This window comes from Nocardioides korecus (assembly GCF_054778395.1).
Window position 1 is genome coordinate 149606 of record NZ_BAAGZO010000004.1, and the last position, 20747, is coordinate 170352.

A 20747-nucleotide genomic window follows, 5' to 3' on the forward strand; every position below is an offset into this window, starting at 1 on the left:
AGTTGATCCATGGATCAGTTCGGTAGCGGCGCCTCCGGTCTCCCTGTCGGGGGACCGGAGGCGTCGGTGCAGCCCCGCGGGGGCGCACCGGAGCGGCGCAACGCCCCCTCGAGGTCCCAGGACCCCGCACACCTGGGGGACCTGCTGCGGCGCTCCGCCCGAGCCGACGAGGTCGCGTTCGCGGAGCTGTACGACGCCACCTCCGCCCGCGCCTACGGACTGGCGGTCCGGGTCGTCCGCGACCCGGCCCAGGCCGAGGAGGTGACCCAGGAGGCGTTCCTGGAGATCTGGCGCACGGCCAGCCGGTTCGACCCGGCCAAGGGCAGCGCGGTGTCCTGGATCCTCACGCTGGTGCACCGCAAGGCCGTCGACCGGGTCCGCTCGGCCGAGGCCAGCACCCGACGCGACACGACGTACCACCAGGACAACGTGGTGGTCGAGCACGACTCCACCGCCGAGGCAGCACACGCCTCGCTCGAGGCCCGCCGCGTGCGGCAGGCGGTGGCCACGCTGACGCCGGCCCAGCAGGAAGCGCTGGAGCTGGCCTACTTCAAGGGCTACACCCACACGGAGGTCGCGAAGATGCTCGACCTCCCGCTGGGCACGGCCAAGACACGAATTCGAGACGGACTGATCCGTCTCCGGGACATGATGGGGGTGGGACAGTGACCGAGTCGTTGCACGCACTGTCCGGTGCCTACGTGGTCGACGCCCTCGACGACCACGAGCGCGAGATCTTCGAGGAGCACCTGCCGGGTTGCCTGGACTGCCAGGCCGAGGTGGCCAGCCTGCGTGAGGCCACGGCCGAGCTCGCCCACCACGCGGCCCTCACCCCGCCCGCCTCGCTGCGCGCCTCGGTCCTGGCCGGCATCGCCGGTGTCCGGCCGCTGCCGCCGCCGGTCGCCGACCCCGAGGAGTCCCCGGGGTCCGTGACCCCGAGGACCGCGACCGTGACCTCCCTGAGCAGCCGACGTCCGCGTCGCCGCCTCGCGAAGGCCGTCGCCGGGCTCGCCGCCGCCGCCGCGGTCGCCACCGGGGTCGTCCTCCAGCCCTGGCAGGACACGCCGCCCGTCTCCACGATCAGCGCCGCCGACCAGGTGGTGACGGCCGGTGACGCCCAGAAGGTGTCGCTCGGCTTCACCGACGGCTCGCGCGCCGACGTCTACCGCTCCAAGTCCAAGGGCCAGGCGGTGGTGGTCACCCACGGGATGGCCGCACCCCCGTCCGGCAAGGCCTTCGAGCTGTGGCTGCGCGACGCCTCCGGCGTGATGCACCCCGCCGGGTTGATGCGCACCGCCGGCGACAACAAGGTGCTGCTGCGCGGTGACGCCAACAAGGCCACCGCCGTCGGGATCACCGTCGAGCCGTCCAGCGGCTCCCCGCGCCCGACCACCAAGCCCATCGCCATGTTCGACCTCTCGCAAGGAACCGCATGACCTCCACGCCCCCCACCCGCGTCGCCGTCGTCGGCAGCGGGGTGGCGGGGCTGGTCGCTGCCCACGTGCTGAACCGGTCGACCCAGGTCACCCTGTTCGAGGCCGACAGCCGGCTCGGCGGCCATGCCGACACCCACGAGGTGCAGCACGGCGACGGCACGCTCCGGATCGACACCGGCTTCATCGTCCACAACGCGCGCACCTACCCCCACCTGCTGCGCCTGTTCGACGAGCTGGGCGTGGAGACCCAGGAGTCCGACATGTCGATGTCGGTGCGCTCCGACGACCAGGGCCCGCACGGCCTGGAGTGGGCCGGCGCGCTGGGCTTCCCCGGGCTCTTCCCGACCTGGCGCAACGCGGTGCAGCCGGGGTACCTGCGGATGCTCACCGAGATCCCCCGCTTCCACCGGGCCGCCCGCGCGCTCCTGGCCCTGCCCGAGACCGACGCCGACGCGGAGGAGACCCTCGGCGCGTTCCTGGACCGGGGCGGCTACACCCCCCTGTTCCGCACGCACTTCATGGAGTCGCTGGTCGCCTGCGTGTGGTCCTGCGACCCGGCGGTCGCGCTGGAGTACCCCGCTCGCTACCTGTTCAGCTTCCTGGCCCACCACGGCATGCTCCAGATCTTCGGCTCGCCGCGGTGGCGCACGGTCACGGGGGGCTCGCACTCCTATGTGCAGCCGCTGGCCGCCCGCCTGCCCGACGTGCGGCTGGGCACCAAGGTGACCTCGCTGGCCGAGACCGCCGACGGCGTCGAGCTGACCGACGGCAACGGGCGGGTCGAGACCTTCGACGCCGTCGTCGTGGCCACCCACCCGGGCCAGGCGCTGGCGATGCTGGCCGAGCCGACGCCGGCGCAGGCCGAGCTGCTGGCCGCGATGCCGTACTCCCCCAACACCGCCCAGCTGCACACCGACGACAGCGTGCTGCCCCGGCACCGGCGGGCCCGGGCCTCGTGGAACTACCTGCGTCGCCCCTCCGGCGTGGACCGCACGGTCACGGTCAGCTACGACATGACCCGCCTGATGCGGCTGCCCGCGCGTCCCGACGGCAAGCGGTACGTCGTGACCCTGGGCGGCCAGGACCTCGTCGACCCGTCCCAGGTCATCGAGACGATGGAGTACGAGCACCCGATCTACACCCCGGCCTCGGTGGCCGCCCAGCGTCGGCTGCGCGAGGCCGACACCGACCGCGTCGTCTTCGCCGGCGCCTGGCACGGCTGGGGCTTCCACGAGGACGGCGCCCGCTCCGGCGTGCAGGCGGCCGCCCGGCTCGGCGTCGAGTGGGGCGCCCCCGAGGACCGCCCGCTGCCGGTGGAGGCCTCGACGTACGCCACCACCATCCGGCACACCCGCCGCAGGCCCTTCGCCCGCACCTTCAGCCTGCGCTCGCAGACCTGGCTGGTCGACCTCGACCACGTCCCGGACCACGGCGCGCTGGCCGCGGTCAAGGGCAGCTTCGAGGCCCGCGACCACCTCGGCGACCCGGCGCTGGGCCTGAAGGACAACGTCGAGCGCTTCCTGGCGCTCAACGGGGTCGAGCCCGACGGGGGTCGGATCGTGATGGCCGCGCTGCCGCGGGCCTTCGGCTACTGCTTCAACCCGATCAGCGTGTTCTGGTGCCACCGCCGCGGCGGTGAGCTGGCCGCGGTCGTGGTCGAGGTGCACAACACCTACGGCGACCGGCACGCCTACCTCGTGCACCCCGACGCCCAGGGCCGGGCACGCACCGAGAAGCAGATGTACGTCTCGCCGTTCCACGGCACCGACGGCCACTACGAGATCGCGGTGCCCCGGCCCGACGAGCGCCTGCACGTCGCCGTCACCCTGCACGCCGACGACGGCGCGGTCTTCTCCGCGACCCTCGACGGCGAGCGCACCGAGCGTCCCCGTCCCTGGAGCACCGCGCCCCAGGCGCTGCGCGGCTCCCTGCTCATCCGCGCCCACGGCCTCCTGCTGTGGGCTCGCCGACTCGGGATCCGTCCGCGGCCCGACCACCCCCGACAGGAAGGCGTCCAGTGACGACCACCCCTTCTCGCCCGCTCTCCGCCTGGCCCGGCCTCGACGTCGTCCCCTCGGGACCCCGGTCGGCCGTCGCCTCGCGCGTCGCGCGTCAGATCTTCCGTGCCGCCGTGCGACGGCTGCCGGTCACCGTCCACGAGGGCGGGCAGACCTTCGGCCTGGGTGGCCCCGAGATGGTCATCCACCGGCCCGAGGAGTTCTACGCCCGGCTCGGGAAGGACGGCCTGATCGGCTTCGGCGAGGCCTACCTGGTGCGCGCCTTCGAGGCCGAGGACCTGGGCGGCTTCCTGACCGTGCTCGCCGCGGAGATGCCCCGGCTGGTGCCCGAGCCGCTGCAGAAGCTGCGGGCGGCGTACGTCCGGCGTCCCCCGAAGACCCACGACAACACCACCGACCACACCCGCGACAACATCGCGCACCACTACGACCTATCCAACGACATGTTCCGGACCTTCCTCGACGAGACGCTGAGCTACTCCTCCGCGCTCTTCGACACCTCGGTGATCGAGCACGCCGGCTGGAGCCAGGCCGCGCCGCCCGAGGGTGGCCACGACGAGTCGCTGGCCGACGCGCAGGTGCGCAAGGTCGAGCGGCTCCTGGACCAGGCCGGCGTCACCGCCGGCACCCGGCTGCTCGAGATCGGCACCGGCTGGGGCGAGCTGGCCATCCGGGCCGCGCGTCGCGGCGCACACGTGCACTCGGTGACGCTGTCGAGCGAGCAGCTGGAGCTGGCCGAGCAGCGCGTCGCCGAGGCGGGGTACGCCGACCAGGTGAGCATCGCGCTCAGCGACTACCGCGACGTCACGGGCAGCTTCGACGCGATCGTCTCGGTGGAGATGATCGAGGCCGTCGGGCACGACTACTGGCCGACGTACTTCGCCACGATCGACCGTCTGCTCGCCCCCGGCGGCAAGGTCGGCATCCAGGCGATCACCATGCCCCACGACCGGATGCTGGCCACGCGGCAGACCTACACCTGGATCCACAAGTACATCTTCCCCGGCGGCTTCCTGCCCTCGACCGAGGCGATCCAGCAGGTCGTCCGCGAGCACACCTCGCTGGCGATCAGCGACCGGCTGTCCTTCGGCCGCCACTACGCCGAGACCCTCCAGCGCTGGGACGCCGCGTTCGCCGCGGCCTCGGCCGAGGTGCGCGCGCTCGGGTTCGACGAGACCTTCGAGCGGATGTGGCACTTCTACCTGGAGTACTCGCGGGCGGGCTTCGCCTCGGGCTACATCGACGTCCAGCAGATCACTCTCGAGAGGCCCCCCGCATGACGACGACGCAGACGCGTCCCTCCACCCCGACGGCCGACGGTGCCGCCGCCCGCCTGGCCGAGGCGCTGCGGCCCTTCGTGGGCGGGGACCTCCCGGTCCGGCTCCGCGCGTGGGACGGCTCGGAGGTCGGACCGACCGACGCACCGCTGGTCGAGATCCGCACCCCCGACGCGATCCGCCGGCTGCTGTGGCACCCGGGCGAGCTCGGCGCGGCGCAGGCCTACGTCACGGGCGAGATCGAGGTGCACCACGACCTCGACGACGCGCTGACCCACGTCTGGGCGGTCGCCGCCGAGCGCGGGCTGAGCGGCGTACGGCCCTCGCCGAAGGCGTTCGCCCAGGCGCTGCGCACGGCCCTGGACCTCGGCGCCCTCGGACGCGCCCCCGAGGCCCCGGCCTCCCAGGCCCGTCTGCGGGGTCGGCTGCACTCCAAGCTGCGCGACAGCCGGGCGATCAGCCACCACTACGACCTGTCGAACGAGTTCTACTCCCTGATCCTCGAGCCGCAGATGGCCTACTCCTGCGGCTACCACCGCAGCGACGAGCCCGGCTACACGCTCGAGGACGCCCAGCGCGACAAGCTCGACCTGGTCTGCACCAAGCTGGGTCTCGAGCCGGGGATGCGGTTCCTCGACATCGGCTGTGGCTGGGGCTCGCTGTCCCTGCACGCCGCAGAGCACTTCGGCGCCCAGGTCACCGGCGTGACGATCGCCGCGGAGCAGAAGAAGTTCATCGACGAGCGCATTCGCGAGCGGGGTCTGGAGGACCGGGTCGAGATCCGGCTCCAGGACTACCGCGAGGTCCCCGAGGCCCACGGCCGCGGCGCCGGCCCGTTCGACGCCGTCGGCTCGCTGGAGATGGGCGAGCACGTCGGGCAGAAGAACTACGGCACCTACGCCCGCGTCCTCCACGACGCCGTCAAGCCGGGCGGCCGGGTCCTGATCCAGCAGATGTCGCGCTCCGGCGGACGCTCGGGCCACCCCGGCGGCGGACCGTTCATCGAGTCCTTCATCGCTCCCGACATGACCATGCGACCCGTCGGCGAGACCGTCGCGCTCCTCGAGCGCGGGGGGCTCGAGATCCGCGACGTGCACGGCATGCGCGAGCACTACGTGAAGACCGTCGCCGGGTGGCTGGAGAACTTCGAGGCCAACCTCGAGCGCCTGACCGAGCTGACCAGCGAGGAGGTCGTGCGCGTGTGGCGGCTCTACCTCGTCGGCGGCGCGATGGCCTTCCGCGACGGCCGCATGGGCGTCGACCAGATCCTGATGGTCAAGCCGGGAGCAGCCCACACCCTGTCGCCCGTGCGGAGCTGGTGACCGCAGGCGCCACCACCGCCACGACCGGCGCCGACCCGCTCCTGGCGGAGTGGTCACGGCCCGCTCGAGACGGTGGAAGACTCCGCACGTGCTGACCGTCCTCCTGGCCTCGCTCGTCGCGGTGACCGTCCTGATGCTGGCCACGGCGCTGCTGGCCCGCCGCCTGGGTCGGGTCGTCGTCGTCGACGCCACCTGGGGCCTGGGCTTCGTCGTCGTCGCCCTGACCTCGGCCCTGGTGGGCAGCGCCGGCGTCCGGTGGCTGCTGCTGGTGCTGGTCGGCGTGTGGGGCCTGCGCCTGGCCTGGCACACCGGGCGCCGCCTGCTGGCCTGGGGCGAGGAGGATCCGCGGTACGCCGATCTGCTGGACGGCAAGCCCTTCTCCTACGCCGTCACCCGGGTCTTCCTGACCCAGGGCCTGGCGATGTGGGTCGTCTCGCTGCCGGTGCAGGTCGCCGCCGTGACGCCCACCCGGTGGGCCCCGCTGGTCTGGCTCGGCGTGCTGGTGTGGGTCGTCGGGATGGTCTTCGAGACCGTCGGCGACGCCCAGCTCTCGGCGTACCGCGCACGGCCGAGGGAGTCCCGCCCCCCGGTCATGGAGACCGGGCTGTGGCGCTTCACCCGGCACCCGAACTACTTCGGCGACGCCTGCGTGTGGTGGGGGATCTGGCTGGTCGGCCTCGGCGGCGGCTGGATCGGGCTGGTGACGATCTTCGCCCCCGTGCTGATGACCTACTTCCTGGTCTTCGCCACCGGCGCCCGGCTGCTCGAGCGCACGATGATGCAGCGCCCCGGCTACCCCGAGTACGCCGCCCGCACGTCGATGTTCGTGCCCCTGCCGCCCCGCCGGAGGGCCGCCGTCTAGTCGTCACCCACCCGGGTGGCGGGGGTCCGACATCTCCTAGGGTCGTGGGGTGAACTCGGGGGCAAGCTTCGCCATCGGGACCGGCTCGCTCGTGCTGGTCGCCGTCCTCAGCCTGCTGTGCGTGACCGCGGTGGTCACCTCCGTGCGGCTCGCCGGTCGCCGTCGTGGGTGGTCCCCCGGGGCGACCGCCTCCCGCACCTGGGCCGGCGCCACGGCCGCCGTGGCCGTCCTCTGCCTGGTGCTGATCCGCGTGCTGCCGTCGCCGCTCCCGAGGCAGGGGTGGACCGGATCGGTCTCCCAGGTGGGGTCCGGACCCGACTGGACGATGACCTGGCCCGACGCGGGATCCCGGACCACCGACACGCTCGTGTGGCTGCCGTGCGTGCTGGCGCTGCTGTGGGCCGTGCTGCACACCCTGCGGGGCGGGGCAGGCCGCACCCGCCCCCTGCTCGACGTGGCCCCACCGGTCGCCGTCGCCGCCCTCTGGCTGGTCTCCCTGCCGCTGCAGATCACCGTCTTCACCGTCGGGCTCCTCGGGACCCTGACCTGGGTGGGGCTCGCCCTGTGGCTGGTCGGGGAGGCGCTGGTCGCCACCGGCCGGACGACGGTCGGCGACGTGGGGGTCTGGGCGGGGATCGCGCTCGTGGCCGCCGACGCGTGGCCGGGCTACGTCGGGCTGGTCTCGCCGGTCGTGGTCGCGCTGCTGGCGGTGCGCTCGGCCCGGCGCGGTCGCACGCCGGCCGTCAGCTGACGCGCTTGGGCTTGCCGGGCTCGACGGCGTCGGGGCGACGCAGGTAGAGCGGCTCGGGGTCGAGCAGCTCGAACCGGCCGCCGACGACCCCGTCGGCGAGCACCGCCGCGGAGGGGTGCTCCGGAGCGCGCCCGTCGGGGAAGTGCTCGGGGTAGAGCAGCGCGCCCCGGCCCACGACCGGGGTGCCGGTGGCCGCGTCGACCGGCTTGACGACCTCCGGGCCGCGCACCCGCACTCCCCCGGCGTACGCCGCCAGGTAGACCTCCTTGCGGCGCGCGTCGGTCGCCACGACCACCTCGTCGAGCCCGGCGTCCTGGGCCTCGGCGGCGAGCACGTCGAGGGTGCAGACCCCGACGACCTCCAGGTCGAGGGCGAAGGCCAGCGTGCGCGCGGTGACCAGGCCGACCCGCAGGCCCGTGAACGGACCGGGGCCGACCCCGACCGCGATCCGGGTCAGGTCGCGCACGGTCGCGCCGGCCTCCCGCAGGACCTGGTCGATGCCCGGCGCCAGCATCTCCCCGTGGCGCATCGACTCCTGCGAGGCCGACGTCGCCACCACGGAGGTGCCGTCGTGCAGGGCCACGGTGACGTGCGGGGTGGCGGTGTCGAAGGCGAGCAGCACGAGGCCGAGCCTAGGCGACCCCAGGACGGATCAGGGCCCGGGGCGGGCGCGGGGAGCGGTCACAGGTCCAGGTCGCGCCAGCGGGTGCCTACCGGGGTCAGGCGCAGGGTCCGGACGTCGTCGTCGGCGCGCGAGAGCGTGATCTCGAGCCGGTCGTGGGACAGCGCCTCGGCCAGCCCCTCCCCCCACTCGACGACCGTGACGGCCTCGTCGACGTCGGTGTCGAGGTCGAGGTCGTCCAGCTCGGCGGCCGCGCCGAGGCGGTAGGCGTCGACGTGCACCAGCGACGGCGCGGCCCCGCCGGCCAGCGCCGGGTGCACCCGGGCGATCACGAAGGTGGGTGAGGTGACGTGGCCACGCACCTCGAGCCCCTCGCCGATGCCCTGGGTCAGGGTGGTCTTGCCGGCCCCCAGGTCGCCGCTGAGGATGACCAGGTCACCGGGGCGCAGCACCCCGGCCAGGCGGGCGCCGAACGCGCGGGTGTCCTCGGGCGTGACCAGCGTGCGCTCGAGCGGGAGCAGCCGCAGCATGGTGAGCCGGTGGCCCTCGCGCGCCGACTCGACGTACCCCTGCCGGCGCCAGAACTCCACGGTCCGGGGCAGCTCGACGCGGGCCTCGAGCTCGAGGCCGGCGTACCCCCGCTCCTCGGCGAGCTCGCGGGCGCGCGTCGACATCTGGGCGGCGACGCCGAGACCGCGCACGGTCGGCAGCACCCCGACCCGGCGCAGCCCGAGCATCCGGCCCCGCGGCTCCAGGAGCAGCGTGCCGACGGGGCGGCCGTCGTGGACCACGAGCAGGCCGCCGTGGGCGTCGAGGGCGGCCCGGACGGACTCCAGGGTCTCCTCCAGCGCCGTCGCGGGCGGGTCGAGGACCGGACGGTCGCGGAAGGCCGCGTGGATCAGCTCCAGCGACTCCTGGGCTCGGGAGCCGTCGACGAGCAGGATCTCGGTCGTGCTCATGCCGCCGCCCCCCGCTCCACGGCCCGCCGGACCAGCTCCTCGAGGGCCTCGTCGACCTCGTCGCGGGCCTCGAAGATCACCATGTGCCCGGCGTCCTTGCACTCCACGAGGGTCGCGGTGGGCAGCAGGTCGGCCATCTTGCGGCTGTGGTCGATCGAGGTCAGGCGGTCCTTGGTGCCGCAGACGATCACCGTCGGCACCCCGGCGAAGGCGTGCAGCTGCGCGAACTTGTCCAGGGTGGAGAAGTGCGGGAAGAACTCCGCGATCACGTCGAAGGAGGTGCCGGCCAGCATCTCGTCGAGGAACTCCACCTCGGCCGCCGGCACGTCCTTGCGGCCGAACGCGAACAGGTCGGCCATCACGAACCCCAGGTTGGAGCCCGAGCGGCGCGCGGAGTCGACCAGCTCGGGCGCGCGGGCCAGGGTGGCGACCACGCGCGGGGTGAGCAGCTGGCCCAGGCCGTCGGGGATCCAGCGGCTGAGCGTGCGGTGCGGGCGCAGGCCACCGGCGGTCGTGGCGATCAGCGCGACCCCGTCGACGCGGTCGGCGAACACCTCGGGGTGGCGCTCGGCGAAGGCCATGATCGACATGCCCCCCATCGAGTGCCCGACCAGGACCACGCGTCCGTGCGGGGCGAGGGTGCGCAGGGCCACGGCGAGGTCGTCGCCGAGCTGGTCGATGGAGGCGTGCTCGCGGTCGGAGCGACCCGAGCGTCCGTGGCTGCGCTGGTCGTAGAAGGCCATCCGGTGCTTGCCGCGGAAGGCCTCGCGCTGGAAGTGCCAGCAGTCCAGGTTGAGGCAGTAGCCGTGGACGAAGACCAGGGTCAGGTCGTCGTCGTCGTGCTCGTCACCGTTGTCGTACGGCGCGATCTCGTCGACCTCGCCGTGCAGCACGACACCGTCGTCGCAGGTGATCTCCACCGGCGTCGAGTGCAGGCTGCCCAGCCGGTCGGCTGCGGCCGCACCGGCGTGGCGCTGCCGCACGATCTTCTTCTCCACCACGACGCCGGTGGCCAGGGCGGCCAGCGCGGTCGCGCCGAGGCCGCCGGCGGCGTACGCCAGTGATCGCCGCTTGCCCATCAGTCCTCTTCCCCCTGCTCCCCGACCCAGGTGCGCACGTGGCGCCCTCGCGTGCGGGTGACGATCTCGTAGTCGATGGTGTCGCACCAGCGCGCCCAGTCCGTGGCGGTCGGCTCGCCGCGGGTGCCCGGCCCGAACAGCACCACCTGGTCGCCGGGCCGCGCGTCGGGGGCGGCCACGACGAACTGGTCCATGCAGACCCGGCCCAGCACCGGGCAGCGGATCCCGTCGATCTCCACCTCGGCCCGCGAGCTGGCCGCGCGCGGCACGCCGTCGGCGTACCCCAGGGGCACGAGGGCGACGCGCACGGGCCCGGTGGCGACGTACGTGTGGCCGTAGGAGACCCCGTCGCCGGCCTGGAGCTCCTTGACCGCGACCACGGTGCCGCGCACCGTCATCGCGGGGGTCAGGCCGAGCTCGGCGGAGGTGACGACCGCGGGCGCCGGGCTCAGGCCGTACGCCGCGATGCCCACCCGCACCAGGTCGAACCGCATCGCCGGGTGCAGCAGCGCGCCGGCCGAGTTGGCCAGGTGGCGCACCTCGGGCCTCAGGCCCGCGTCCTGCGCCAGCGTCAGCGCCTCGGTGAAGGCCTCGAGCTGGGCGGCGTTGGCGGGGTGGTCGGGCTCGTCGGAGCAGGCCAGGTGGGACCACAGCCCGGTCACCTGCACCTGGCCCTCGAGCTCGGCGTGCCGGGCGGCGGTGATCAGGGCCAGCCACTCCTCGCGCGGGGCCCCGTTGCGCGACAGCCCGGTGTCGAACTTGAGCTGGAGCCGGGCGGACCGGCCCGTCTCGGCCGCGGCGCGGGCCACGTCCTCCACCTGGGCCACGCCGGAGGCGGTGACGTCGACGTCGGCGGCCACGAGCGGGGCGACGTCGGTGCCGGGCGCGGTCAGCCAGCACAGCAGCCGTCCGTCGTCGCCGCCCTCGCGCAGGGCGAGCGCCTCCTCGGCGGTGGCGACCCCGAGCCAGGGGACCCCGGCCGCGCGCGCCGTGCGGGCCACGGGCAGCATCCCGTGGCCGTAGGCGTCGGCCTTGACCACCACCATCAGCGCCGGCGGCGTGCCCTCGGCCCCCTCGCTGAGGAGGTCCTGCAGCACCCGCACGTTGCCCGCGATCGCGGCGAGGTCGACGACGACCTCGGCCTGGGCGGGCGTGGGAGGGGCGGCGTCACTGTCCATGGCGCGCCCATCCTCCCCTACTCAGGCGAGGATGCCTCGGACCACCTGCGGCACGGCCGCCGCGACCTCGCTCGCGGTGAGCGGCCCGCCGTCGCTGGCCAGCGCCGCGGCGGCGCCGTGCAGCCACGACCCGCACGAGGCGGCGTCCCACGGGTCCAGGCCCGCGGCCAGCAGCGCCCCGATCAGCCCGGCGAGCACGTCGCCGGCGCCCGCGACGGCCAGCCAGGGCACGCCGCTGGTGGTGACCCGGGCCCGTCCGTCGGGCCGGGCGACGATCGTGCGGCGGCCCTTGAGCAGCACGACCGCGTCGTACGCCGCGGCGGCGCGGCGGGCGAACCCGAGCTGGTCGGCCTCGACCTCGGTGCGCTCCACCTCGAGCATCCGCGCCAGCTCGCCGGCGTGCGGGGTCAGCACGAGGGTGCCGCTGCCGGGTTCGACGTGGACCAGCGCGTCGGCGTCCACGACCACCGGGACCCCGTCGGCGAGGGCGTCCGCCAGCGCCTGCTCGGCGTCGCTGTCGCCGCCGGAGCCGACCACCCAGGCCTGCACGCGGCCGGCCGCGGCGACCACCTCCGGGTGGCGGGCGCGCACGGCGTCGGTGGCCGAGCCCAGGTAGCGCACCATCCCGGCCAGGCCCGCGACCGCGGCCGAGGTGCTCAGGACGGCGGCGCCCGGGTAGGTCTGCGAGCCGGCGCGGACGCCGACGACCCCACGGAGGTACTTGTGGTCGAAGGGTCCCGGCACCGGGAGCAGCGCCGCCACGTCCTGGCCCTGGAGCGCCTCGACCGGGGCGGTCGGCAGGTCGAGCCCGAGGTCGACCAGGTGGACCACGCCGCAGGCCATCGCCGCGGGGTCGACCAGGTGGGCGACCTTGTGCGTGCCGAAGGTGACGGTCAGGTCGGCCGTGACGTGGGGCCCCTCCACGTGACCGGAGTCGACGTCGACCCCCGAGGGCACGTCGACGGCCACGACCGGCGCCTCGGGGAACAGCGCGAGGGCCTCGCGGGCGTCGTCGCGCAGGCCCGGTCGTCCCCCGATGCCGACGATCCCGTCGACGACCACGTCGGGTGCGTGCGCCGTGGCGGCCTCGACGACCACCCCGCCGGCGCGGCGCAGCGCGGCCAGGCCGTCCTCGCGGCAGGCCGGGGCCAGCAGCAGCGCCTCGACGTGGGCTCCCCGACGGGCCAGGACCGCTCCGGCCCAGAGCGCGTCGCCGCCGTTGTCGCCGGGACCGACGAGCAGCAGCACGCGGGCGGCGTACGCCCCGCCGAGGAGGTCCGCGACCGCCACGGCCAGCCCGAAGGCGGCCCGCTGCATCAGGGCTCCCTCCGGCAGCGTCGCCATCAGCGCGGCCTCCGCCGCCCGGACCTGCTCGATCGTGTGCGCGCTCCTCATGGGCGTCAACCTAGTCCGGGGGCGGGCTCAGCCCTCGAGCACCACGAAGGCCAGGGCGAGGCCGCCGTCGTGGGACAGGCTCAGGTGGATGGTCGTGGCGCCGGCGGCCGCGACGGCGGCGGCGACGGTGCCGCGGGTCTCGAGGCGGGGCGGCCGCCCCGACCCGCCGACGACCTCCGCGTCCTGCCAGGACAGCCCGTCCGGGGAGCCGAGCGCCTTGCTGAGCGCCTCCTTGGCCGCGAACCGGGCGGCCAGGGACTCGATCGGCAGCACGGCCTCGGCGGGGGTGAAGAGCCGCTCCCGCACCGTCGGGGTGCGCCGGAGCACCTCCTCGAGCCGGGCCACCGGCACGAGGTCGGTGCCGACGCCGACGATCACGGAGGGTGACTACTCGACCGTGACCGACTTGGCCAGGTTGCGCGGCTGGTCGACGTCGTGGCCCATCACGGTGGCCAGCTCGCAGGCGAACAGCTGGAGCGGGACCGTGGCCAGGATCGGCTGGAGGAGCGTGGGGACGACGGGCAGCGTGATCGTGTGGTCGGCGTACGGCGCCACCTCGGTGTCGCCCTCCTCGGCCAGCACCAGCGTGCGCGCACCACGGGCCCGGATCTCCTGGATGGCGCTGATCATCTTGTCGTGCAGCTGGTCGCGTCCGCGGGGCGGCACGACGCAGAAGACCGGCAGGCCCTCCTCGATCAGCGCGATCGGCCCGTGCTTGAGCTCACCGGCCGCGAAGCCCTCGGCGTGGATGTAGGCCAGCTCCTTGAGCTTCAGCGCCCCCTCGAGCGCGACCGGGAAGCCGGCGTGGCGACCGAGGAAGAGCACCGAGCGCGTGCCCAGGTAGGACCGGGCGAGCTCGTAGACCGACTCGGCGTCGGCCAGCACCCGCTCGAGGTGGGCCGGCATCTTCTCCAGCTCGGCGACCACGGCGGCGATCTCGTCGCCGAACTTGGTCCCGCGCACCTGGGCCAGGTAGAGCCCCAGGACGTAGCAGGCGACCAGCTGGGTCAGGAAGCCCTTGGTCGAGGCCACGCCGATCTCGGGCCCGGCGTGGGTGTAGATCACCGCGTCGGACTCGCGCGGGATCGTGGAGCCGTTGGTGTTGCAGATCGCCAGGACCTTGGCCTTCTGCTGCCGGGCGTAGCGGATCGCCATCAGGGTGTCGGCGGTCTCGCCGGACTGGCTGATCGCCACCACGAGGGTGTTGCGGGTCAGGATCGGGTCGCGGTAGCGGAACTCGTGGGCCAGCTCCACCTCGCAGGGGATCCGGGTCCAGTGCTCGATGGCGTACTTCGCGACGAGGCCGGCGTACGCCGCGGTGCCGCAGCCCACGATCACGATCCGGTCGACGTCGCGCAGCTCGTCGTCGGTGATGCGCACCTCGTCGAGCTGGAGCGCGCCGTTGCCGTCGTGGCGACCCAGCAGCGCGTCGGCGACCGCGCGGGGCTGCTCGAAGATCTCCTTGCGCATGAACCAGTCGTAGCCGTCCTTCTCGGCGGCCGAGAGGTCCCAGTCGACGTGGTACGGCGTGCCCTCGGCCTGCGACCCGTCGAAGTCGGTGACCTCCACGGAGTCGCGGGTGATCGTGACGACCTGGTCCTGGCCCAGCTCGAGGGCCTCGCGGGTGTGCTCGATGAAGGCGGCGACGTCGGAGCCGAGGAAGTTCTCGCCCTCGCCCAGGCCGACCACGAGGGGCGAGTTGCGGCGGGCGGCGACGACGCGGTCGGGGTCCTGGGCGTCGACGGCGACCAGCGTGAACGCGCCCTCGAGGCGGCGGCAGACCGCCTGCATCGCCGAGGTGAGGTCGCCGGTCTCGGTCAGCGCGTCCTCGAGCAGGTGGGCCGCGATCTCGGTGTCGGTCTCGGAGAGCAGGTCGTGGCCCGCGTCCTCGAGCTCGGCCCGCAGCCGCGCGAAGTTCTCGATGATGCCGTTGTGCACGACCGCGACGCGGCCCTGCTGCCCCTGGTGGGGGTGGGCGTTGACGTCGTTGGGGGCCCCGTGGGTGGCCCACCGGGTGTGGCCCACGCCGGTGGTGGAGGGCGGCAGCGGGTGCTCGGCCAGCGCCTTCTCCAAGTTGGCGAGCTTGCCGGCCTTCTTGTCCGAGGCCAGGGAGCCGTCCGCGACGACCGCGATCCCGGCGGAGTCGTACCCGCGGTACTCGAGGCGCCGCAGCCCCTCGATCACGACGTCACGCGCCTGCTGGTGGCCGACGTACCCCACGATTCCGCACATGGGGGCGAGTCTAGATCGGGTCGGCGCCGCCGTCCGGACACCTGGCCCCTAGGGTGGCGCGCATGTCGAACGGCTCGCACCCGGGCGAGAGCTCCCCGTACGTCGAGCTGGAGCGGGCCGCCTGGTCGGCGCTCGGGCGGGCCACCGAGCAGCCCCTGACGCCGGCGGAGATCGAGCGGGTCAAGGGCCTGGGCGACCAGCTGGACCTGCGCGAGGTCCAGGAGGTCTACCTCCCGCTGTCGCGCCTGCTCAGCCTGCACGTCAAGGCGGCCGGCGACCTCCACCGCAGCACCGAGGACTTCCTGCACCAGCGCCAGCCGCCGCGCACACCGTTCGTGATCGGGCTGGCCGGCTCGGTGGCCGTGGGCAAGTCCACGACCGCCCGCGTGCTCCAGCAGATGCTCGCCCACTGGCCCGAGCACCCCAGCGTGGCCCTCGTCACCACCGACGGGTTCCTGCTGCCCAACGCCGAGCTGCGCAAGCGGGGGCTGCTGGCCCGCAAGGGCTTCCCGGAGTCCTACGACCGCAAGGCGCTGCTGCGCTTCGTGGTCGACATCAAGTCCGGCAAGGACGAGGTGGAGGCGCCGACGTACTCCCACCTGGTCTACGACGTCGTCCCCGAGGAGCGCGTCGTGGTGGCCAAGCCCGACGTGGTCATCATCGAGGGCCTCAACGTGCTCCAGCCCGCACGGACCCGCGAGGACGGCTCGACCGGGCTGGCGCTGAGCGACTTCTTCGACTTCTCGGTCTACGTCGACGCCGCCACCAGCGACATCCGGCGGTGGTACACCGACCGCTTCCTGCGCTTGCGCGAGACCGCCTTCCGCGACCCCGCGTCGTACTTCGCCCGCTACGCCTCGCTCTCCCACGACGAGGCGGTCAGCGAGGCCAACCGGATCTGGGACGAGATCAACGGCCCCAACCTGAAGCAGAACGTGCAGCCCACCCGGGCCCGCGCCGACGCGGTCCTGCGCAAGGACCACGACCACTCGGTGCGCTGGGTGCGCCTCCGCAAGCTCTGACCGCCGGGCGGGCGGGCGCGCTGGCGCCCGTCGCCGGACCGGTGCGCCACACTGGCGCTCGTGCTGCACCTGCGACTGCGCGTCCCGTCGGACCTGACCGAGGAGGTCACCGACCTGCTGGTCGGCGACGCCACCGTGACCAACGTGGCGGTCGTGCCCGGCGGGTTCCGCGACCCCGTGGGGTGCCTGGTGCTGGCCGACGTGGCGCGCGAGAACGCCACCGGCGTGGTCGGACGGCTGCGCGCGCTCGACCTGGAGGAGCGCGGGTCGATCACCATCGACGAGATCGGCACGATCCTGTCCACCGAGGCGACCCGGGCCGAGCAGCTGGCGCCGGGGGCCCCGGACGACGGGGTCGTGTGGGTCTCGGTCGAGCAGCGGCTGCGCGACGACTCGCGGCTGTCGTGGGCGTTCGTGGCGTTCATGACCCTGGCCACGCTGATCGCGGGCACCGGGCGGATCCTGGACCAGCCGATCCTGATCGTGGGCGCGATGGTCGTGGGTCCGGAGTTCGTGCCGATCGCCGCGATCTGCTTCGCCCTGGCCCACCCCCGCCCCTCGCTGCTCCCCCGCGCCCTGGTCGCGCTCGGCGCCGGCTTCGGGATCGCCACGGTGGTCGCGACCGCCGCCTGGTCCGTGGCGTACGCCGCCGGCGCGTTCACCCGCACCCAGGCCGGCACGGGGCCCCAGACCGACTTCATCGTCAGCCCCGACGCGTGGTCGCTCGTGGTGGCCCTGCTCGCCGGCGTGGCCGGCACCCTGTCGCTGACCACCGGCAAGTCGGGCCCGCTGGTCGGGGTGTTCATCTCGATCACCACGATCCCCGCGGTCGGGACGGTCGCGGTCTGCCTGGCCTGCGGGATCTGGGCCGAGGCGGGCTCCGCGCTCGTGCAGCTGGGGATCAACCTGCTCGGGATCGTCGTCGCCGGCACGCTCACCCTGGTCGTGCAGCGGCTCGCGTGGCGGCACACCTCGGGCCGGCACCACTCCCGGGTGCTCGGTCGATGACCGGGCCGGAGGGAGAGCCGGTGAGCGGACCGCCGGCGACCCGCTGGGAGCGGATCGCGGACACCCGGGAGACGCCGTACGTCCAGAACTTCACCGCCTCGCTCGACGCCGGCGAGGACGTCGACGGCGAGGCCCGGCTGGCCGACGTGCTGCTCCCCCGCGGTGGCCGCGTGCTGGACCTCGGCTCGGGGATCGGTCGGGTGGCCGACGCGCTGCGCCGGCGCGGCCACGACGTGACCGCGGTCGAGAAGGACCCCGCGCTGGTGGCGATCAGCCGCGAGCGCTTCCCCGAGGTGCCGGTCCTCCAGGCCGACCTGCTCGAGGTGTCGCCGCGGCGACTGGTCGAGGCGGGGCGGCCTGCGGCGTACGACCTCGTGGTGGCCGTCGGCAACGTGCTCGTCTACCTGGCCGAGGACACCGAGGTGACGGCGCTGCGGGCGGCGGCCTCGGTGCTGGCCGAGGACGGACGCGTGCTGGTCGGGTTCCACCCGGTCGACGGGCCCGAGCACAGCCGCGACTACGCGCCGGCCGAGCTCACCGCCCACGCGGCGGAGGCGGGCCTGGTGGTGCAGCAGGTCTTCGGCGGCTACGACCTCGCGCCTCCGGCCGACGACTACGTGGTCGCGGTGCTGGTGCCGCGGGCCGCGGACGGGCCCGCGCGCTAGCCCCTTCCCCGGCGTCCTACGGTGGGTGGCATGGACCACAGAGGACTCGGAAGAACCGGCATGCAGGTCAGCCCGCTGTGCCTGGGCGCGATGATGTTCGGCGCCTGGGGCGAGCCCGACCACGACGAGTCGACGCGGATCATCCACCGCGCCCTCGACTCCGGCATCAACTTCGTCGACACCGCCGACGTCTACTCCCGCGGCGAGTCCGAGGAGATCGTCGGCAAGGCGCTCAAGGGCCGGCGCGACGACGTCGTCCTGGCCACCAAGTTCCACGGGCCGATGGACGTGGCGATGGGCGAGCCGGGCGGTGACCCCAACAAGCGCGGCAACTCGCGGCGCTGGATCGTCCAGGAGGTCGAGAACAGCCTGCGGCGGCTCCAGACCGACTGGATCGACCTCTACCAGGTGCACCGGCCCGACACCGGCACCGACGACGACGAGACCATCGCCGCGCTCACCGACCTGCAGCGCCAGGGCAAGATCCGCGCGTTCGGGTCGTCCACCTTCCCGGCGTACCGCATCGTCGAGGGCCAGTGGATCTCGGAGAGGAAGGGCCTCGGCCGGTTCGTCACCGAGCAGCCGCCGTACTCCCTGCTGAACCGGGGCATCGAGCGCGACGTCCTCCCGGTGGCCGAGAAGTACGGCATGGGCGTCATCCCGTGGAGCCCGCTGGCCGGGGGCTGGCTGACCGGCCGCTTCCGCCAGGGTCAGGAGGCGCCGCAGACCAACCGCGCCAAGATGATGCCCGCGCGCTTCGACACCTCGAACCCCGCCAACCAGGCCAAGCTCGACGTCGTCGAGCAGCTCGCGGTGCTGGCCGAGGAGAACGACCTCACGTTGATCCACCTCGCGCTGGCCTTCGTGATCCAGCACCCGGGCGTGACCGCGCCGATCATCGGCCCGCGCACGATGGAGCAGCTCGAGACCCAGCTCGGCGCCACCGAGGTGACGCTGAGCACCGAGGTGCTCGACCGGATCGACGAGATCGTCGCGCCGGGCAGCAACGTCGGCGACCAGGACAACGGCTACGTCACCGACGCCCTGAACGACCCGTTCCTGCGTCGCCGCCGCACCGCCTGACCCGCCCCCACGCCCGCACCCGCCCACCCGCTCCCAGGAGGACCTCCATGACCGCACGCACCACCCCGCCGTTCCGCGCCGACCACGTCGGCAGCCTGCTGCGCCCGAAGGCGCTGCTCGAGGCCCGGGAGGGCCACAAGGCCGGGAGCGTGAGCGCCGAGGACCTGCGCGCGGCCGAGGACGCCGCCATCTCCGACGTGGTGCGGCTCCAGGCCGACGCGGGCCTGCAGACGGTGACCGACGGCGAGTTCCGGCGCACGTCGTGGCACATGGACTTCATCTACTCCATCACCGGCGTGCGGCGCACCGAGGAGCAGCTCGAGGTCAAGATGCGCAACGCCAGCGAGGACCGGTCCTTCACCTCGGCCGGCCTGGTGGTGGACGCGCCGGTGCGGATCGAGGAGCCCATCTTCGGGGAGGCCTTCGACCACCTGCGCTCGGTGGCGCCCGAGGGGATGACGCCGAAGCTGACCATCCCCTCGCCGAGCATGGTCCACTACCGCGGCGGCACGGCGGCGATCGATCCCAGCGTGTACGCCGACGAGGACGCCTTCTGGGACGACCTCTCCGCGGCGTACGCCGACCAGGTGCGGATGATCGCCGAGCGGGGCTGCACCTACCTCCAGCTCGACGACACCTCGCTGGCCTACCTCAACGACCCCGAGCAGCGCGCCGGCGTGGCGGCCAAGGGCGGCGACGGCGAGCACCAGCACGAGCGCTACATCCGCCAGATCAACGCCGCGCTCAAGGACCGCCCGTCGGGCCTGGCCGTCACGACCCACATGTGCCGCGGCAACTACCGCTCCAGCTGGGCCGCGTCGGGCAGCTACGACTTCGTCGCCGAGGCGCTGTTCAGCGAGCTCGACGTCGACGGCTTCTTCCTGGAGTACGACGACGAGCGCTCCGGCGGCTTCGAGCCCCTGCGATTCGTCCCCGAGGGCAAGCAGGTCGTGCTCGGCCTGGTCACCACCAAGAGCCCGGTCCTGGAGAGCAAGGACGACCTCAAGCGCCGCATCGACGAGGCCGCGAAGTACGTCCCGCTCGAGCAGCTCTGCCTCTCCCCCCAGTGCGGCTTCTCCTCCACCGTCGAGGGCAACGACCTCACCCAGGACGACGAGATCGCCAAGTTGCAGCTGGTCGTCGAGGTGGCCCAGGAGGTCTGGGGCTGACCCGACCTGGCGCCGGTCTGGTCCCGCTGAGGGAGCGCAGCGGCCACACATTTGTGTAGCGGATGCAGCAGGATCGCGAGATCCGGGTGCAACTGCTACACAAAAGTGTGGCCACGGGTTCGGGTGCGGCGGACCCCAACCTCCCGGACAGCCAGCGGGCCCGGACGAGAGGTCTCGTCCGGGCCCGGTCAGGCGTACGGCGCGCTCAGGCGCCCTTGCCGGTCACCGTGACGGGGACGTTGCCGCGCGTGGCCTTGGAGTAGGGGCACACCTCGTGGGCGGCCTCGACCAGCTCCTGGGCCTTGGCGTCGTCCACGCCAGGGATGGTGGCGACGATGTCGGCGGTGATGGCGAACGACTCGCCCTCGGGGCCGAACCCGATGGCGATGTCGAGGGTCGAGCCGGAGGCGTCGACGCCGTGCTTCTTGGCCACCAGGCCGAGCGCGCCCTGGAAGCAGGCGCCGTAGCCGACGGCGAACAGCTGCTCGGGGTTGGTGCCGGTGCCGGGTCCGCCCGTCTCCTTGGGGGCGGTGAGCGCCAGGTCCAGCACCCCGTCCTCGGACGTCGCGTGGCCCTGACGGCCGCCGGTGACGGTGGCGCGGGCGGTGTAGACGATCTTCTCGGGTGTGTTGGTCATGGTGGGCCCAACCGGCGCGCGGGCCGCGTTGT

20 protein-coding genes are annotated in these 20747 nt (G+C 73.7%); 12 read left to right on the forward strand and 8 right to left on the reverse strand.

The window, feature by feature from the left end; all coding sequences use genetic code 11:
* Window positions 1-9 precede the first annotated feature (9 nt).
* From sigK to ACYVDA_RS09180, 7 genes are all read left to right on the forward strand, one after another.
* Window positions 10-669, forward strand: a complete 660-nt coding sequence (sigK, locus tag ACYVDA_RS09150) for an ECF RNA polymerase sigma factor SigK (protein WP_460817480.1) — start codon at window positions 10-12, stop codon at window positions 667-669.
* A complete protein-coding gene (locus tag ACYVDA_RS09155; RefSeq protein ID WP_460817483.1) occupies window positions 666-1436 on the forward strand; it encodes an anti-sigma factor in 771 nt (256 codons plus the stop codon). Before sigK ends, ACYVDA_RS09155 begins: the two co-directional genes overlap by 4 nt.
* Window positions 1433-3457 (forward strand): DUF1365 family protein, encoded by a 2025-nt coding sequence (locus ACYVDA_RS09160; RefSeq protein ID WP_460817486.1) that lies wholly within the window; start codon window positions 1433-1435, stop codon window positions 3455-3457. Before ACYVDA_RS09155 ends, ACYVDA_RS09160 begins: the two co-directional genes overlap by 4 nt.
* Window positions 3454-4734 (forward strand): class I SAM-dependent methyltransferase, encoded by a 1281-nt coding sequence (locus ACYVDA_RS09165; protein ID WP_460817488.1) that lies wholly within the window; start codon window positions 3454-3456, stop codon window positions 4732-4734. Before ACYVDA_RS09160 ends, ACYVDA_RS09165 begins: the two co-directional genes overlap by 4 nt.
* A complete protein-coding gene (locus ACYVDA_RS09170) occupies window positions 4731-6053 on the forward strand; it encodes a class I SAM-dependent methyltransferase (protein WP_460817490.1) in 1323 nt (440 codons plus the stop codon). Before ACYVDA_RS09165 ends, ACYVDA_RS09170 begins: the two co-directional genes overlap by 4 nt.
* Before the next feature lie 88 nt (window positions 6054-6141).
* A complete protein-coding gene (locus ACYVDA_RS09175) occupies window positions 6142-6915 on the forward strand; it encodes a DUF1295 domain-containing protein (RefSeq protein ID WP_460817493.1) in 774 nt (257 codons plus the stop codon).
* A gap of 49 nt (window positions 6916-6964) precedes the next feature.
* Window positions 6965-7666: a hypothetical protein gene (locus ACYVDA_RS09180; protein ID WP_460817495.1), complete on the forward strand. Its 702-nt coding sequence runs from the start codon at window positions 6965-6967 to the stop codon at window positions 7664-7666.
* Here ACYVDA_RS09180 and tsaB read toward each other — a convergent pair.
* From tsaB to glmS, 7 genes are read right to left on the reverse strand one after another with little or no spacing between them, the layout of a single operon-like run.
* Window positions 7659-8288 (reverse strand): tRNA (adenosine(37)-N6)-threonylcarbamoyltransferase complex dimerization subunit type 1 TsaB, encoded by a 630-nt coding sequence (gene tsaB / locus ACYVDA_RS09185; protein ID WP_460817497.1) that lies wholly within the window; start codon window positions 8286-8288, stop codon window positions 7659-7661. The two genes, ACYVDA_RS09180 and tsaB, sit on opposite strands and share 8 nt — an antisense overlap.
* A 59-nt stretch (window positions 8289-8347) precedes the next feature.
* Complete coding sequence (gene tsaE / locus ACYVDA_RS09190) at window positions 8348-9247, reverse strand: tRNA (adenosine(37)-N6)-threonylcarbamoyltransferase complex ATPase subunit type 1 TsaE (RefSeq protein ID WP_460817499.1); 900 nt, start codon at window positions 9245-9247, stop codon at window positions 8348-8350.
* Window positions 9244-10326 (reverse strand): alpha/beta fold hydrolase, encoded by a 1083-nt coding sequence (locus ACYVDA_RS09195; RefSeq protein ID WP_460817502.1) that lies wholly within the window; start codon window positions 10324-10326, stop codon window positions 9244-9246. The genes tsaE and ACYVDA_RS09195 overlap by 4 nt, the downstream gene beginning before the upstream one ends.
* The gene (gene alr / locus ACYVDA_RS09200; protein ID WP_460817503.1) at window positions 10326-11504 is read right to left on the reverse strand and encodes an alanine racemase; all 1179 of its coding nucleotides are present in this window, start codon (window positions 11502-11504) and stop codon (window positions 10326-10328) included. The genes ACYVDA_RS09195 and alr overlap by 1 nt, the downstream gene beginning before the upstream one ends.
* 21 nt (window positions 11505-11525) lie before the next feature.
* Window positions 11526-12899, reverse strand: coding sequence for an NAD(P)H-hydrate dehydratase (locus ACYVDA_RS09205; protein WP_460817505.1), 1374 nt, complete (start codon window positions 12897-12899; stop codon window positions 11526-11528).
* A gap of 27 nt (window positions 12900-12926) precedes the next feature.
* Window positions 12927-13277, reverse strand: coding sequence for a holo-ACP synthase (locus ACYVDA_RS09210; RefSeq protein WP_460817507.1), 351 nt, complete (start codon window positions 13275-13277; stop codon window positions 12927-12929).
* Between the two features lie 9 nt (window positions 13278-13286).
* Window positions 13287-15131 (reverse strand): glutamine--fructose-6-phosphate transaminase (isomerizing), encoded by a 1845-nt coding sequence (gene glmS, locus ACYVDA_RS09215; protein WP_460817509.1) that lies wholly within the window; start codon window positions 15129-15131, stop codon window positions 13287-13289.
* Between the two features lie 62 nt (window positions 15132-15193).
* On the opposite strand from glmS, the gene coaA reads away from it, so the two are divergent.
* The 5 genes from coaA to ACYVDA_RS09240 are packed head-to-tail and all read left to right on the forward strand — an operon-like array spanning window position 15194 to window position 20078.
* Complete coding sequence (gene coaA / locus ACYVDA_RS09220; protein WP_460817511.1) at window positions 15194-16153, forward strand: type I pantothenate kinase; 960 nt, start codon at window positions 15194-15196, stop codon at window positions 16151-16153.
* A 60-nt stretch (window positions 16154-16213) separates the two neighbouring features.
* The gene (locus tag ACYVDA_RS09225) at window positions 16214-17161 is read left to right on the forward strand and encodes a DUF389 domain-containing protein (protein WP_460817512.1); all 948 of its coding nucleotides are present in this window, start codon (window positions 16214-16216) and stop codon (window positions 17159-17161) included.
* 20 nt (window positions 17162-17181) lie between these two features.
* Window positions 17182-17826 carry a class I SAM-dependent methyltransferase gene (locus tag ACYVDA_RS09230; RefSeq protein ID WP_460817515.1) on the forward strand — a complete coding sequence of 215 codons (645 nt, stop codon included), beginning with the start codon at window positions 17182-17184 and terminating at the stop codon, window positions 17824-17826.
* Window positions 17827-17856: 30 nt separating this feature from the next.
* Entirely contained in the window at window positions 17857-18909 is a 1053-nt protein-coding gene (locus ACYVDA_RS09235; protein ID WP_460817517.1) for an aldo/keto reductase, read from the forward strand.
* Window positions 18910-18956: 47 nt separating this feature from the next.
* Entirely contained in the window at window positions 18957-20078 is a 1122-nt protein-coding gene (locus tag ACYVDA_RS09240) for a 5-methyltetrahydropteroyltriglutamate--homocysteine S-methyltransferase (protein ID WP_460817519.1), read from the forward strand.
* A gap of 205 nt (window positions 20079-20283) precedes the next feature.
* Here the strand turns inward: ACYVDA_RS09240 and ACYVDA_RS09245 are convergent, their stop codons facing one another.
* Window positions 20284-20715, reverse strand: a complete 432-nt coding sequence (locus ACYVDA_RS09245; RefSeq protein ID WP_460817522.1) for an organic hydroperoxide resistance protein — start codon at window positions 20713-20715, stop codon at window positions 20284-20286.
* Window positions 20716-20747 lie beyond the last annotated feature (32 nt).

Excerpts from the sequence above, each read along its gene's own strand:
- ACYVDA_RS09205 (WP_460817505.1), bottom strand. The coding sequence starts at position 12,899 with ATGAGGAGCGCGCACACGATCGAGCAGGTCCGGGCGGCGGAGGCCGCG.
- ACYVDA_RS09160 (WP_460817486.1), top strand. The coding sequence starts at position 1,433 with ATGACCTCCACGCCCCCCACCCGCGTCGCCGTCGTCGGCAGCGGGGTG.
- ACYVDA_RS09195 (WP_460817502.1), bottom strand. The coding sequence starts at position 10,326 with ATGGGCAAGCGGCGATCACTGGCGTACGCCGCCGGCGGCCTCGGCGCG.
- ACYVDA_RS09240 (WP_460817519.1), top strand. The coding sequence starts at position 18,957 with ATGACCGCACGCACCACCCCGCCGTTCCGCGCCGACCACGTCGGCAGC.
- coaA (WP_460817511.1), top strand. The coding sequence starts at position 15,194 with ATGTCGAACGGCTCGCACCCGGGCGAGAGCTCCCCGTACGTCGAGCTG.
- sigK (WP_460817480.1), top strand. The coding sequence starts at position 10 with ATGGATCAGTTCGGTAGCGGCGCCTCCGGTCTCCCTGTCGGGGGACCG.
- glmS (WP_460817509.1), bottom strand. The coding sequence starts at position 15,131 with ATGTGCGGAATCGTGGGGTACGTCGGCCACCAGCAGGCGCGTGACGTC.
- ACYVDA_RS09170 (WP_460817490.1), top strand. The coding sequence starts at position 4,731 with ATGACGACGACGCAGACGCGTCCCTCCACCCCGACGGCCGACGGTGCC.
- ACYVDA_RS09245 (WP_460817522.1), bottom strand. The coding sequence starts at position 20,715 with ATGACCAACACACCCGAGAAGATCGTCTACACCGCCCGCGCCACCGTC.
- ACYVDA_RS09235 (WP_460817517.1), top strand. The coding sequence starts at position 17,857 with ATGGACCACAGAGGACTCGGAAGAACCGGCATGCAGGTCAGCCCGCTG.
- alr (WP_460817503.1), bottom strand. The coding sequence starts at position 11,504 with ATGGACAGTGACGCCGCCCCTCCCACGCCCGCCCAGGCCGAGGTCGTC.
- tsaE (WP_460817499.1), bottom strand. The coding sequence starts at position 9,247 with ATGAGCACGACCGAGATCCTGCTCGTCGACGGCTCCCGAGCCCAGGAG.